Genomic DNA, 12,812 nt, shown 5'->3' with positions numbered 1-12,812 from the left:
AGAATCGTGTGCAGTAGAAGCCGCTTTCAGAAGGAGAGCACGTCATGACAGGATCCACGAGAAAGTCTCCCGGGGAGGAGCAACGCAAAGAAAAGACCGAAATGCGCGTGAATCGTATTGCCATCGTTACGGCCACGGCGCTGCTTGGGATCCTCGGCGCCGTGATCCTTTGTGCTCAAGACCAAGATAAGGAAAAGTACTCGCTGATATCGCCGGATGGAGTCGCGTTCTCCGACTTCAAGGGATACGAGGACTGGTCTGTGGTCTCTTCCGCCCATCAGGAAGAAGTTCTGAAGGTAATCGTCGCCAATCCGGAAATGATCAAGGCGTTCAAAAGTGGATCGCCCGGAAGTGGGCACTTCTTTCCGGAGGGGTCGAAGATCGTGAAACTGCAGTGGAAGCCCAAGAAGAGCACGGAAGCGCCTTTCGCGGTGGATGTTCCCGATGTTTTTAAGCAGGCTTTCGTGATGGAGAAGGACAGCAAGAGATTTCCGAAGACTGGCGGCTGGGGATACGCGGTTTTCAACTACGACGCCGCATCGGGCAAGTTCACTCCCGATCCGACGGCTCATGCGGACTGCGGAAACACATGCCATGTGGCCGTGAAAGCAAAGGACTACATCTTCCACCCGTACCAGATACGTTAAACCGGCCCGAGATTTGAGTACGTCTCGTAGGGAGTACGCGGCGCGAGGGCCCATCTTCGAAATGGCGATCTAGGGAGTACGCCGCGATCTAAGGAGAGAGAAGATGAAAGCAATTGTCGTCCACGAATATGGCGGACCTGAAGTGCTCAAGTGGGAAGACTACCCCGACCCTGTTCCGGGCCGGGGTGAGGTGCTGGTGCGGGTTGCAGCCGCGAGCGTGAATCCGATCGACGATAAGCGCCGTGCTGGACTGACGAAGGATTTTTATCCGATCCACTTTCCTGGCCTGATAGGAATCGACATGTCGGGCACAGTGGTCAAGGTCGGATCGGGAGTTGAAACCTTTACTGCGGGAAACCGGGTATTCGCAATGGCCGACAATACGTTTGCTGAACTCTGCGTGGTGAAAGCAGACGTTCTAGCGGATGTCCCCGAGGGTCTCGATTTGCTTCAGGCTGCGGCGTTGCCGTTGGTGACCGTGACCGGCAACCAGCTCATGTCAGCTACGGGAGTTGCGGCGGGCCAAACCGTATTCGTCATAGGTGCTGCTGGAAACGTCGGGCGGTCGGCGGTATTCACCGCGAAATCACGCGGGGCGACTGTGATCGCGGGGGTGCTGAAGAGGCAGATCGATGACGCTAAGACTGTCGGCGCCGATCAGTACGTCGCGACCGACGACGACGCTGCGATTGCGAGTCTTCCACAGCTCGACGCGGTAGCGGATACGGTTGGCGGAAGAACCGCCGAGAAGCTGATGGCCAAGGTCAAGCCGGGAGGAGTCTTGGCATCGGTAATCAAGACACCACAGAATGCAGCGGACTACCCTTCTGTAAAGCCGTTGTTCGTATTCTCGAAGTTCGACAGAGAGACGCTCGAGTTCATGGCCGAAGCGGTGCGCGACGGCAAGCTGGTAATCCCAATTAGCCTGAAACTGCCACTCAGCGAAGCGGCCAGGGCTCAAGCAACCGTAGAGAGGGGTGGCGTCGGGAAGGTCTTGCTGGTCGCTTGATATTCTCTTGTGAACGGGTGTCACGGAAGGCAATCGGAAATGAAAAGAAGCCGGCGCGGAATCAACCCCGATTCAAAGCCTACTGGTAATGGGTGTGTCGAATGTCTCGCGTCGACGGAAGGTTGGTGGTTTCATCTCCGTCGGTGTGCGCAGTGTGGGCACATCGGATGCTGCGATAGCTCTCCGAGCCAGCACGCGTCGAGGCACGCAGCCGCAACCGGGCATCGGATCATTGCCAGCTTCGAGCCAGGTGAGAATTGGTTCTACGATTACGATAAGGGCGCGATGATCAAGGGCGTTGAGCTGCTTCCCCCGCATTCGCATCCCCTGAATCAACCAGCACCCGGACCAGCAGGAAGAGTCCCCGCTGACTGGGAATCGTTGCTGCATTAGTCTAGCCGTAATTTCTCACAAGTGCTGATTTCAGTGTGATCGGATTCCAGATTTGAGCCGTGAGGTCATTTTTTGAGCCGAGGCGATCCTGCAAGAACAGGATTTGGCTCACTGGGGCGGTGGATTGGATGTTCTTGCGCGTATTTTGAGCATGGTTCTGCCTGTCGCCGAAGGTGGAAGTGTAGTTTTCTTTGGCCGGTTGATGTGTTCAGGATCGCAGTGCGTGGGAGGCTTGTGCGTAGATGTCTTTCCAGGGGTAGGCGGAGCTGAGCTGGAGCAGCACGCGGCGTACGCTGAGCCGAACGATGGCGCCGATTTTGAGCAGCTTCAGGCGGATCGTGCCCACCTGGGCTTCGGCCCAGGCCGTGCCTTTTAACGCCAGCCGTCGCAGCGCTTCCATCAAGGTGTAAGCCAGGGCGGAGAAGTAGAGACGCAGCTGGTTGGCGTGGTGGCCAAGGCAGAATATCTCGACAAGGGCGAGAACCCGCGCTTCATCGTGACCTCGCTGACCGCCACCGAATGGGCTGCGCAGGATCTATACGAAAAGTTTTACTGCGCCCGCGGAGAGATGGAGAACCGCATCAAGGAGCAGATGTGCCTGTTCGCCGACCGGCTCTCCACCGACGAAATGAAAGCGCAGCTGCTCATGATCGCAAAGATCTTCATAGCCCAGAGCCAGACCATAGATACGCTGCGAAAGCATCTCCGACAAGCGATGCTTGACCAGCAACGGAGCACGGCCATCAAGAAAACAGCCCGACAGCCGCCCCAAAAGATCGATCCTGCGATCTGCCTCCCGCAACAGAAGCGCTCCACCGTCACTCGATACCCGACCGGCAGTGAACTCGGACTGCGCACGACGTGAAAAATGGGCTGTAAATATGAACGATTCTTGGATACACTCTGTCTTCAAAGGCTGCTCCCTTTTCTCGCCACAAACTTCGACTCGACATCGTAGTTATGCCACGAAAACAGCAGCCTTTTGCTATTTATTTGTTCGTCCCCACTTCATTAATCAATATCTCCGTGAGATATCGCGGCTAGACACGCCGTGGATCAGCAGACCACGAGGAATCTCCAGACAAGATCAGTTATGACCTTCCGCTTGCAGCCGTGAGCGTAGGTCCACTGTAGGAAACTGACCTGCTTATCCTACGATCGGGCGAGCCGGAGATTGGAGAAGGTAACGGTGACCCGAACTGACTTGCCCCGGCGAGTGCGCGCTCTGATCGCAGCCTCGTGGCCATTCTTACTAGGTCCACGACAGACTTGGCTCCCATCTTTTGCATCACCCGGCCTCGATGAGCCTTCACTGTGATTTCGCTGATGCCGAGTTCTGATCCGATCTGTTTGTTTAAGAGCCCAGATAGCACCAATGCCATGACTTGACGTTCACGGTGGCTAAGGGACGCATAAGAGTTACGGACCAACCGCATCTCAGCTTCGCGGTCAAGCGCAATAGAGCTACGTTTGAGGGCTTCGCGGATTGCATCGAAAAGAGCGTCATCCGTGAATGGCTTTATCAAGAATTCCACGGCTCCAGCCTTCATGGCTTGAACTGACGTGGGTACATCCCCGTGGTCAGCGATGAATATAATCGGTGTCTCGCAACGTTCGATGACCATCCGCTTTTGCAGTTCAAGACCGCTAAGGTCTCGAGGAGAAATATTCACCACAAGGCAGTTTGAAACATGTGGCCGCGGCCAGTCGAAGAACTCTTGAGCGAGGGCGAATGTCTCTGGCTGCCACCCTTCGCGGCAAATTATCTGTTTCATGAATTCAAGCGCTGGGACATCATCATCGACAACGAACACGATGGGGAGATCAGTTGATATGCCCGAAGATTCGAACTTATGATTAGGCAAATGTTCGGTTGTATCCAAACGGCCACCCGTTATGCGTAAGGGGCTTTGAAGTGCTTCGGTATTTGAGTCGATCACGGCATGTCTAGAACCATTGGATGTGCTCTGTAGTGCAGTTACCTTCGTCGACTTCCTCGCCATTGCGGATAAGAGGTTCGGAAGAACCCCGTCGTTCGACAGGATTAACGCGCGTTCGATCAGATTTTGAAGCTCTCGCACGTTGCCGGGCCAGGAATGCGCGGTGAACGCACTCAACGTCTCTGCCGGTATATCGTGGATTTGCTTTCCGATCCGTCGTGAAAACATTTCCACGAAGTGCGATACCAACAATGGTATATCTTCGTGGCGCTCGCGCAACGGTGGGAGCTTGATTGGAAATCCGTTCAATCGATAATAGAGATCGCTGCGGAATTCTCCCTGCCTGATCATGCCCATTAGATCTCGATGCGTCGCAGCAATCAGGCGGACATTCACGCGATGCGTCTGGCTGCTTCCCGGGCGCTCGAATTCCTGCTCTTGCAGGATCCTCAGCAGTTTAGGCTGCAGCGCCGGGGGGAGATCGCCGATTTCATCAAGGAACAGTGTTCCGCCGTCAGCCATTTCGAAACGGCCTATTCTGTGTGCCACAGCCCAGGGGAAGGCGCCCTTTTCATGGCCAAAGAGTTCACTGTCCAATAAGTCGAAGGGAATTGCCGCGCAATCCAATTTCACAAATGGGTGCTCGCTGCGTGAGCTGAGATTGTGTATGGAGCGAGCGACTAGTTCCTTTCCGGTACCTGTCTCTCCAAGCAACAACACGCTGGCATCCGTCGGTGCCACTCGCTCCACTTCCGCGAGGGCGGATTTCAGAGCAGGGCTGATGCCAACGATCTGTTCAGATCTACGTTCACCACACGTCTGGTCAATCAAATTCAAATTAGACACAGTTCACCTCCACGCGGGAAAACCTGGGAAGCTCCGCGTACCACTTTGGCTAATCGTTAGAGCAGCGTGGACTTTCTCAAGCAGCTCTCCGGCATCGAATGGCTATCCTGACGACGCCTTCGTTGAGTCACATAGATGTCGAGCCGCCTTTGTCGTGCCCTAAGGCTGCGCGAAGGATTTGGAGTAGTTGCTCATCGCTAAAAGGCTTTCTTAAGAATGCGACAGCGCCCGCTTGCATCGCGCGACCACGCGATTCTTTGTCGTCGTATGCAGTTATAAAAACGATAGGAATGTTGCAATCAGCCGCAGCGAGCTCTCTTTGAAGCTGCAATCCATTCATCTGCGGCAGCCGTACGTCAAGGATGAGACACGATGTATTATGCCGCTGGCCTGACTGGAGGAAGCTTTCGGCAGATTCGAATGCAATCGCCCGGAAGCCAAACGATTCTATTAGGAGTGTGGTAGTCCTGCGGATGGACTCATCGTCGTCGACCACGGCGATCAGATCTCTTGTCGCCTCTGATGTTCCTCGCAAAGCTAAACGAATGCCCTCAAGTAGCTCCTCGTCGTTAAATGGTTTTCCGAGGAATGCGACCGCACCGGCTTGCTTTGCCTGGTGACGCAAACCCTTGTCGTCGTAAGCGGTGACAAAAATGATGGGAATGCCGATACCTTCGGCAGCCAGCTGGCTCTGAAGTTGTAGTCCGCTCATGCCCGGCATTTGCACGTCAACGATGAGACATGAAGTCTCGTGCAGTCGGACCGACTTCAGCAAATCCTCGGCAGATTCAAAAGCTGCTGCTCGAAAGCCGAAAGATTCGATGAGAAATGTCGTAGTCCGCCGGATGGACTCATCATCGTCGACTATCGAGATTAAAGCTTTCGCCACTTCCAACTCCATACTCAACAAACCGTATTCCCGCATGGAGAAAGAAGCTATTAGATCTTAGGATCCCCGGCTTCTGAAAAAGGCGCACGCGAATAAACCTTGGTTTACTGGTTTCTTCCCGAGGGGACTTTGAGCTTCTCAATCATTCTGACGAGATCGGCAAGAGATTCCGCGTGCATCTTCTCCATTGCCCGGCTGCGCTGGACTTTCACGGTACTTTCCGCAGTTCCAAGTCGGTCCGCGATCTGTTTATTGAGCATGCCCGACACGACCAGGGAGATCACCTCCTGTTCGCGCGAAGTCAACGAGTCGAAACACTGTTTGAGAGCGGCTACCTCTTTTCCCTCTTTACGTCTGGCGCGATCACGCTCCAGTGCGATGCGAACAGCATCCAACAGGTCTTGATCGCGGAATGGCTTGGTGAGGAACTCGATTGCCCCGGCCTTCATGGCGCGAACGCTCATTGGAATGTCACCGTGGCCTGTGAGAAAGATAATCGGGATACTGATGTGTTTCGCTGTCAGTTCTCGCTGAAAATCGAGTCCGCTCAAACCGGGTAGCCTGACATCAAGCACAAGGCAACTTGGCGCATCTGGCAGCTTCTTGCGCAAGAAGGCATCTGCTGAGTCAAAGCCCTCAACTTGCAGACCAACTGTGCTCAAGAGAAACTTCAGCGAGGAACGTACCGATGGATCATCATCGACGACAAAGACTATCGGCGTACCGGTCATGAGAGATTCCCGCCGGTCGTTGGAAGTGTGAAGGAAAACACGGCGCCGTGAGGAGAGTTGTGTGTGGCCCAGAGCCGCCCCCCATGACCTTCAACGAGAGAGCGGCTGATCGACAACCCCATTCCCAAACCATTCGCTTTTGTTGTAAAGAAGGGAGTGAACACGCATTCTGCCGCAGTACCAAAGCCAGTGCCTGTGTCGCTTACTGCAACGAGCACGTCACCAGATTGGTCGATCCGGGATTGCACTCCAAGCAAACGAGGTCGATCTGTCACCGCAGCCATGGCCTCGATGCCGTTCATGATCAAATTCAGAAGAACCTGCTGCAACTGAACACGATCAGCCAGGACAGATGGTAGATCATTTGTCAGTTGGTTTTCGAGCGAGACTTGATTCTCGTAAAGCTCATGGCCAGCCAGGATCAGTACCTCCTGAATCACTTCGCTTACATTCAATTCGCTCTTTTCAGCCGCTTCTTTCTTAATGAATGCGCGGATTCGAGCCAAAACGGCACTGGCGCGAGTGCCATCGGCAATGATTCCTTCAAGAGCCTGACGCAGGACATCAGGCTCTAGATTGCGATTGGCGAGCAAGCGCAAACACGCGCTGCCGTTATTGACTACTGCGGTCAAGGGTTGATTCACCTCGTGGGCTATCGAGGCTGCCAGTTCGCCCATTGTTGTGAGCCTGGAAACCCGCGCGAGCTCCGCTTGTGTCATCTGCAGATTACGCTCGCTCAGACGAAGCTCATCTTCAGCACGCTTGCGTTCAATACCTTGTGCGATCAAGTCTGCAGTGGATGCCAGTGCTTCTGCTGTTCCCGGTGCAAGCGGCTTTCGAGAGAACATTGCCATCACACCAAGGGTTCGCGTTCCGGCCAACAGCGGGTATCCTGCAAAACTCGACATCCCCTCATTTGCTGCCCACGCTTTGTTGCTGATTCGAGGATCATTGATGATGTCGTTGGTGAGAACGTGTTTCTGTTCTCGTGCGATCGCCCCAATTTTGAGTTGGCCAATCGGTATCTGTGAGTGAGCTCCATTGAGGTGTGTGTAAAGCCCTGCACTGGCTCTCAACTCAAGCATTCTTCCGTCAGGACTCAGCGTCCAAATTCTCGCAAACGCTGCATCGAGATGCCGCACCAGGGACTCCGCACACTCGTGCAGGATCGCTTCAAGACTCTCTTTCTGTCCAAAAGCAAGACTCACATCTGCGCGAACCGCGACCTGACGGGTCTGAATCGCATGCAATGCTTCTTGCGCCTCTCTCCAGTCGTGCAGATCAACGACGGTTCCGAACCATCTGATGACCTTTCCTTCGAGATCGCGCAATGGTACCGCGTTGGAAATACACCAACGGTAACCGTCTGGCGCCCGTCGAAAACGAAACTCGCACTGAAATGCTTGGCCGCTTTCAACCGAGCCCAACCATGCACGAGTTGCCTTTTCCACGTCGTCCGGATGAACTGCAGTTAGCCAGCCAGAGCCCTGCACTTCTTCGGCAGATAGTCCCGTGTAGTCGAGAGTCCGCTGGTTGCAATAGTTCAGTGTGCCGTCCTCCTCGGCACTCCAAAGCATTTGCGGAATGGTCTCAGTTAATTCACGCAGGGTACGCTCGCTCGCGCGAAGCTTGTCCTCCGCCTGCCTTCTTTTACTGATATCGCGGATGAATCCGGTGAATATCTTATGCCCATCTCTGGTTAGTTCCCCGAACGAAATCTCCACAGGAAACTCCTGGCCGTTCTTGCGCAGCGCGGTCAGTTCGGTCCCCTGCCAGTTGATGTGCCTCTGGCCCGTATCCAGGTAGCGCCTGAATCCATTCTCGTGAAGCTCGCGCATGAATTTCGGCATGAGTACGGTCAGTGGCTTCCCAATCAACTCCGCGGGGTCATAACCGAAGATTCTCGTGGATGCTGGGTTGGCAAACTGAATTGTGCCGGTGTCGTCCATGCTGATAATGGCGTCGTTGGCCGTTTCGACGACAAGGCGATGCTTGTCTTCACTGTAGCGGCGCGCCGACTCCTCTTGTTGACGTTCCGTGATATCAGTCGCGACAGAACCGATGGCGTAGACCACGCCGTCCGCGTCGAACAGCGGGATCTTCTGAACAATGAGCGCCCGTTGCCCGTCTTCTCGAAAGAAGACGTCCTCAAATCTCACCCGAGTGCCTGTCTCAAGCACTTGCAGATTCTTTGCTTGAAAAGCTGCAGCCTGTTTGACTGAAAATAGTTCTTCGTCCGTCTTCCCTTTGACTTGTTCTTCGGTGACGCAGAGCGCGCTTTGGAACTCCTTGTTAGCGTAGAGATACCGGCCTTGCCGATCTTCTAGCCAAATTAGATTCGGACTGTTATCGCAGAACGCCTGCTGAAGGGCTTCGCTAAGTTGCAGCTTGACCTGGGACTCTTTGCGCTCGTTGATATCTTCGAAAGCGATCAAAATACGCAAGGATACGTTGCTGCTTGGGGTTTCCGAAACGGCTGGCCCCCTTCTAATCGAAAACCAGTTATAGTGGCCGTCGGCGCGTCGCATGCGCGCTTCGCTCTCGAACGGCTTTTCAGCCGTCGGAGATGCGCTCCACTCGCTACTAAACTTCGTCACGTCGTCTGGGTGGATCACGGTCTGCCAGCCCCAACCGGTCAGTTGCCCTGATGAGCAGCCCGTGTATTCCTGCCAGGCGCGGTTTGCAAACTCGGCGGAGCCATCAGGGTGTGCACATATAACCAGCCCGGGAATCATTTCGATCAGGTCCCGCAGATTCGGTGCCTCGCTACCCTGTTTTGTGTCACGTGTTCCAGAGGTCATGCTTCCCGCTCGCTCCACTGGTCGATACTGATCTCCGACGGCGACCGCCCAGCCCCACGATGACGGTTCGGCCCACTGATACCAAGGTATTTCCAATACCAAGGTCCAATTGCATCAGGCTATCGGCTCTGGCTCAATCAGTGCGTGTGCTTCGAGTTCGTGCGGAAGGGAAAAGCCGCTGGGATCGTACCGTTTTCAATAAAGGGCCCGGGAAGCTGGGGAAAACACGGATTTGAGCCTGGAACTAGAATACGTCAACAGTATTGCTTGTGGTGAAATTCATAGGGATCGAATCTGTCGGACCACGGGCACATAAAGAATCCATAAAGATTGTGTCAGGTGAGGCTCGGTCCACCGAGTCAGCAAGGCGAAAACCATGTCGGAATCGCGTAGAACGCAGTTAACCGCATCCTTACCTTCAGGCCAAAGGAAAAGAGGAAGAATGAACACGCATCTCGATCACAAACATGAGTTGCTTCTGGAAAGTCTACTGGCCGGCAGCCTTCCACGTAACGTTCACTGGGGCGATGTCGTTGAACTGATCGGGAAGCTGGGTGAAATCGAACCGCACGGGGGCACTGAGTTTGCGTTCATAGTCGGCTCGCAACGCGCATTCTTCAAACGTCCGAGTACGCATAGCCTTGAAGAGGGAGAAGTATCGCGCCTTCGCAGGTTCCTGCGCGAAGCCGATCTTGGCGCCGCCCCAAACAAACCAGTGCAACCGATACGCAGCATTGTTGTCATCGATCACCATCTCGCACGGGTCTACCGGGATGTCGATGGCAATCGGGCTCAAAGCGAAGAGGCTGCGAGGCCGTATGATCCGCATGGATTTCATCGCCACTTGATCCACCGCAAGGAAACTCACTATCAAGGCCAGCGAGTTCCGGAGGAGCCTTCGTTCTATGAAGAGCTAGCGAAAGACCTTCTACCTTCCCAGGAAATCGTCATGGTGGGCCACGGCACTGGAACGAGCAGCGCTCTGGAATTTCTGGCGGAATACTTGAAGAAACATCATGCGACGCTTTATCAGCGCGTGATTGCGACCGAGATTGTGGATCTCTCCGCACTCACGGAGCCGGAGATAGAAGCGATTGCGAAGACGCACATGATTTAGATGGAATGTGGAGGTAGTCATGTCGACGTTGGAACCGACGTGGGAGCCTTTCGAGGAAGCGGCGCGTCACATTACACGAGGCGACCTTCCTGAGAGCGTGTTTGCGTTTCCCAGGCAGCACAAAGAGCCGATGACCGACGCTCAGCACGTGCGAAATGCTGTTGCCCGATTCGATCAAGTGCTGGACGTATCCGACGAAGATCGGGCTTTAGCATTTGCCAACATTGAAAAGGCCGCGAAGTATTACGGCGTGAACCTCTCCGAGAGCAACTGGCATGAACTCGGCAAACACCCGAATCTGCATCGGTCTGAGGCTGCAGCCAAGGCCGCAAGAACCAGAAAGCGACACAGTAAGGAAACGCCCGGGAAATCGTCTTAGATAATGAATTGCTGGCATCGATCTTCGTAGTGGAGGCGAGATGAAGGCTGTGCGCATACAGCGGTTCGGCGGCCCCGAACAGGTGGCGCTGGAGGACGTTCCGGTGCCCATGGCAGGAGCGGGCGAAATACTGGTCCATGTTCTGGCCGCGGGAGTCGCCCCGTGGGACGCGCTGATCCGCGAGGGCAAAAGCAAGGTGAGTCCGCTCCCCCCGTTGACGCTGGGGTCGGACTTGGCCGGGATGGTGGAGGCGGTTGGGGCGAACGTGGTGGGAGTTAGCGTGGGGGATGAGGTGTATGGAGTCACCAATCCTCAATTTTGCGGAGCGCAGGCAGAATACGCAGTGGCGCAGGCGGGAATGATAGCTCCGAAGCCGAAGGGATTGGACTTTCTTCATGCAGCTTCTGTTCCGGTAATTGCAGTAGCTGCGTGGCAGATGTTGTTCGAGTACGCACAGGTGAAAAGGGGCGAGGCCATCATGATTCTTGGCGCGGCGGGGAACGTTGGTGCGTACGCATCGCGGATGGCCCTTGATGCCGGCCTGAGTGTGGTTGCGGTGGCGCGGGCCCGAGATGCGCAATTGCTTCATAGTCTTGGCGTGGAGAGCATTGTCAACTCGGATGCGCCAAATTACGAAAGGGAACTGCCGCCCGTGGACGCAATCCTTGACATGGTGGGCGCGGGCACGTTGAAACGGTGTGTTGGTGCTTTGAAGACGGGCGGCAGGGTTGTTTCCCTTGTTTCCTCGGAAGCGCCTCCGCAGAGGTCAGATGTGCACGTACTCTTTTTCTACGCCGAGGTCACCACCTCGCGCCTGGAAATCCTGAACACGCTATTCGAGAATGGAACGATTTCGGCGCGCGTGGGGTCGGTCCTGCCTCTGGCAGAGGCGCGTGAGGCGCACCTGATGCTCGCGGGTGCGCCACATAAGCCTGGCAAAATAGTCTTAGAGCTATCCTAGATTTCGACGATGGCCAGGTCTTCACGCGCCGTGTTGGCACTTGATTCCGGGAAAGAGCTCGCAAACAAATGACGCCTATACGGACCCTCGTTGATCGCGATCAGGACAAATTGAAATCAGTTCTCCCACCTGGCTTGAGAGACCTCTATGACGGGGATCTGCACTTCCAAACATCGCCCGCGGAGCGCCCCTTCGTCTTTGCAAACTTTGTTTCCACCCTTGATGGTGTTGTCAGCTACGCAATAAAAGGTCAGGCTAGCGGCTCCGCCATTAGTGGATCTGACCCCGCAGACCACTTCATCATGGGGCTGTTGCGGGCTTCACCGGATGCGATCATGGTTGGGGCTCGAACCGTCCACGACACAGGACCGCAGAGCCTCTGGACTGCTGAATCCATCTACCCCGACGCAAAACATCTGTACGCGAAATACAGAGTTAACGTTCTGAATAAATCGCAACGCCCGCTTCTCGTAGTCGTGAGCGGCAGTGGGAAACTGGAATTGGGGAGAGCAATTTTCCGAATGCCAGAGGCACGGACGGTGGTGATGACAACCGCCGCGGGCAGGGATGCACTCACCACGGCAGGAGCTGCGAAATTGCCTTCCGTTCAGATACACGCTCTGGATTCCAGTTCCGGAGCGATCGACCCGCTGGCGATGCTGCAATTGCTCCACGCGCAGTATGGGATACGCAGTCTCCTCCATGAAGGCGGGCCCTCACTCTTCGGAGAATTTATGGCAGCACAAGCTGTCGACGAACTCTTTCTTACTTTGTCACCGCAAATCGCGGGTCGAACGCCCGACGCAATGCGCCCTGCGCTCGTGCAAGGAACGGAGTTTATGCCGGAGAGTGCTCCATGGTTTCAACTGCTCAGCGTCAAGCAAAGCGCAGACCACCTGTATCTGCGGTACCGGCACACCGGACCGCTGTCAAAAGCGGTGAGTGCAGATTAGCCATTGGGTCGATGGTAAGTTCCGCGAGGAGTGCCTCAACGAACACTGGTTCCTCACTCTGGACGATGCGCGGGAGACCATCGAGAGCTGGCGGATCGATTACAACCGGGTGCGCCCGCACAGCGCTTTGGGCTACCTGACACCTG

The 12,812-nt window shown here is 55.1% G+C and carries 12 protein-coding genes and 3 pseudogenes; 9 read left to right on the top strand and 6 right to left on the bottom strand.

The genetic code is table 11. The annotated features are described in order from the left end of the window. The first annotated feature begins 44 nt into the window (after nucleotides 1-44). The 3 genes from WA354_RS18700 to WA354_RS18690 all read left to right on the top strand — a co-directional run bounded on the left by WA354_RS18700 (nucleotide 45) and on the right by WA354_RS18690 (nucleotide 2,049). Nucleotides 45-647 (top strand): cytochrome P460 family protein, encoded by a 603-nt coding sequence (locus tag WA354_RS18700; RefSeq protein ID WP_472814532.1) that lies wholly within the window; start codon nucleotides 45-47, stop codon nucleotides 645-647. A 103-nt stretch (nucleotides 648-750) separates the two neighbouring features. Then, the gene (locus WA354_RS18695) at nucleotides 751-1,656 is read left to right on the top strand and encodes an NADP-dependent oxidoreductase (protein WP_472814531.1); all 906 of its coding nucleotides are present in this window, start codon (nucleotides 751-753) and stop codon (nucleotides 1,654-1,656) included. A gap of 39 nt (nucleotides 1,657-1,695) precedes the next feature. Then, complete coding sequence (locus WA354_RS18690; protein ID WP_472814530.1) at nucleotides 1,696-2,049, top strand: UBP-type zinc finger domain-containing protein; 354 nt, start codon at nucleotides 1,696-1,698, stop codon at nucleotides 2,047-2,049. A 208-nt stretch (nucleotides 2,050-2,257) separates the two neighbouring features. On the opposite strand, the gene WA354_RS18685 is transcribed toward WA354_RS18690, so the two are convergent. Beyond that, the gene (locus WA354_RS18685) at nucleotides 2,258-2,449 is read right to left on the bottom strand and encodes a transposase (RefSeq protein ID WP_472814534.1); all 192 of its coding nucleotides are present in this window, start codon (nucleotides 2,447-2,449) and stop codon (nucleotides 2,258-2,260) included. A gap of 45 nt (nucleotides 2,450-2,494) precedes the next feature. Here WA354_RS18685 and WA354_RS18680 point away from each other — a divergent pair. Further along, a pseudogene (locus WA354_RS18680) lies at nucleotides 2,495-2,767 on the top strand (transposase); the annotation flags it as partial. Here the strand turns inward: WA354_RS18680 and WA354_RS18675 are convergent. The 5 genes and pseudogenes from WA354_RS18675 to WA354_RS18655 form a co-directional block, all read right to left on the bottom strand. After that, nucleotides 2,741-2,962, bottom strand: a pseudogene (locus tag WA354_RS18675) (transposase); the annotation flags it as partial. The pseudogenes WA354_RS18680 and WA354_RS18675 sit on opposite strands and share 27 nt — an antisense overlap. A 178-nt stretch (nucleotides 2,963-3,140) precedes the next feature. Beyond that, nucleotides 3,141-4,835, bottom strand: coding sequence for a sigma 54-interacting transcriptional regulator (locus WA354_RS18670; protein WP_472814529.1), 1,695 nt, complete (start codon nucleotides 4,833-4,835; stop codon nucleotides 3,141-3,143). A 127-nt stretch (nucleotides 4,836-4,962) separates the two neighbouring features. Further along, nucleotides 4,963-5,724: a response regulator gene (locus tag WA354_RS18665; protein WP_472814533.1), complete on the bottom strand. Its 762-nt coding sequence runs from the start codon at nucleotides 5,722-5,724 to the stop codon at nucleotides 4,963-4,965. 104 nt (nucleotides 5,725-5,828) lie between these two features. Next, on the bottom strand, nucleotides 5,829-6,455 hold the full coding sequence (locus WA354_RS18660; protein ID WP_472814528.1) for a response regulator transcription factor: 627 nt from the start codon (nucleotides 6,453-6,455) through the stop codon (nucleotides 5,829-5,831). Beyond that, the gene (locus WA354_RS18655; protein WP_472814527.1) at nucleotides 6,452-9,256 is read right to left on the bottom strand and encodes a PAS domain S-box protein; all 2,805 of its coding nucleotides are present in this window, start codon (nucleotides 9,254-9,256) and stop codon (nucleotides 6,452-6,454) included. Before WA354_RS18655 ends, WA354_RS18660 begins: the two co-directional genes overlap by 4 nt. A 442-nt stretch (nucleotides 9,257-9,698) precedes the next feature. Here WA354_RS18655 and WA354_RS18650 point away from each other — a divergent pair, with 442 nt between their 5' ends. The 5 genes and pseudogenes from WA354_RS18650 to WA354_RS18630 form a co-directional block, all read left to right on the top strand. Next, nucleotides 9,699-10,373, top strand: coding sequence for a hypothetical protein (locus WA354_RS18650; protein WP_472814526.1), 675 nt, complete (start codon nucleotides 9,699-9,701; stop codon nucleotides 10,371-10,373). A 19-nt stretch (nucleotides 10,374-10,392) separates the two neighbouring features. After that, nucleotides 10,393-10,752, top strand: a complete 360-nt coding sequence (locus tag WA354_RS18645; protein ID WP_472814525.1) for a DUF6582 domain-containing protein — start codon at nucleotides 10,393-10,395, stop codon at nucleotides 10,750-10,752. A gap of 40 nt (nucleotides 10,753-10,792) precedes the next feature. Next, entirely contained in the window at nucleotides 10,793-11,713 is a 921-nt protein-coding gene (locus tag WA354_RS18640; RefSeq protein ID WP_472814524.1) for an NADP-dependent oxidoreductase, read from the top strand. 68 nt (nucleotides 11,714-11,781) lie between these two features. Further along, nucleotides 11,782-12,666, top strand: coding sequence for a RibD family protein (locus WA354_RS18635; protein ID WP_472814523.1), 885 nt, complete (start codon nucleotides 11,782-11,784; stop codon nucleotides 12,664-12,666). A gap of 10 nt (nucleotides 12,667-12,676) precedes the next feature. Further along, nucleotides 12,677-12,812 (top strand): annotated as a pseudogene (locus tag WA354_RS18630) (integrase core domain-containing protein); the annotation flags it as partial.

This window comes from Occallatibacter sp. (genome assembly GCF_049802275.1).
Lineage (GTDB): Bacteria > Acidobacteriota > Terriglobia > Terriglobales > Acidobacteriaceae > Telmatobacter.
Note: the sequence above shows the minus strand (reverse complement) of the source record. Positions and strands in the feature narration are given on the sequence as shown.

What these genes read in the sequence shown, in the direction of transcription:
- WA354_RS18650 (WP_472814526.1), top strand. Translation starts at nt 9,699, where the DNA reads ATGAACACGCATCTCGATCACAAACATGAGTTGCTTCTGGAAAGTCTA.
- WA354_RS18690 (WP_472814530.1), top strand. Translation starts at nt 1,696, where the DNA reads ATGAAAAGAAGCCGGCGCGGAATCAACCCCGATTCAAAGCCTACTGGT.
- WA354_RS18635 (WP_472814523.1), top strand. Translation starts at nt 11,782, where the DNA reads ATGACGCCTATACGGACCCTCGTTGATCGCGATCAGGACAAATTGAAA.
- WA354_RS18660 (WP_472814528.1), bottom strand. Translation starts at nt 6,455, where the DNA reads ATGACCGGTACGCCGATAGTCTTTGTCGTCGATGATGATCCATCGGTA.
- WA354_RS18640 (WP_472814524.1), top strand. Translation starts at nt 10,793, where the DNA reads ATGAAGGCTGTGCGCATACAGCGGTTCGGCGGCCCCGAACAGGTGGCG.
- WA354_RS18695 (WP_472814531.1), top strand. Translation starts at nt 751, where the DNA reads ATGAAAGCAATTGTCGTCCACGAATATGGCGGACCTGAAGTGCTCAAG.
- WA354_RS18655 (WP_472814527.1), bottom strand. Translation starts at nt 9,256, where the DNA reads ATGACCTCTGGAACACGTGACACAAAACAGGGTAGCGAGGCACCGAAT.
- WA354_RS18685 (WP_472814534.1), bottom strand. Translation starts at nt 2,449, where the DNA reads ATGGAAGCGCTGCGACGGCTGGCGTTAAAAGGCACGGCCTGGGCCGAA.
- WA354_RS18700 (WP_472814532.1), top strand. Translation starts at nt 45, where the DNA reads ATGACAGGATCCACGAGAAAGTCTCCCGGGGAGGAGCAACGCAAAGAA.
- WA354_RS18645 (WP_472814525.1), top strand. Translation starts at nt 10,393, where the DNA reads ATGTCGACGTTGGAACCGACGTGGGAGCCTTTCGAGGAAGCGGCGCGT.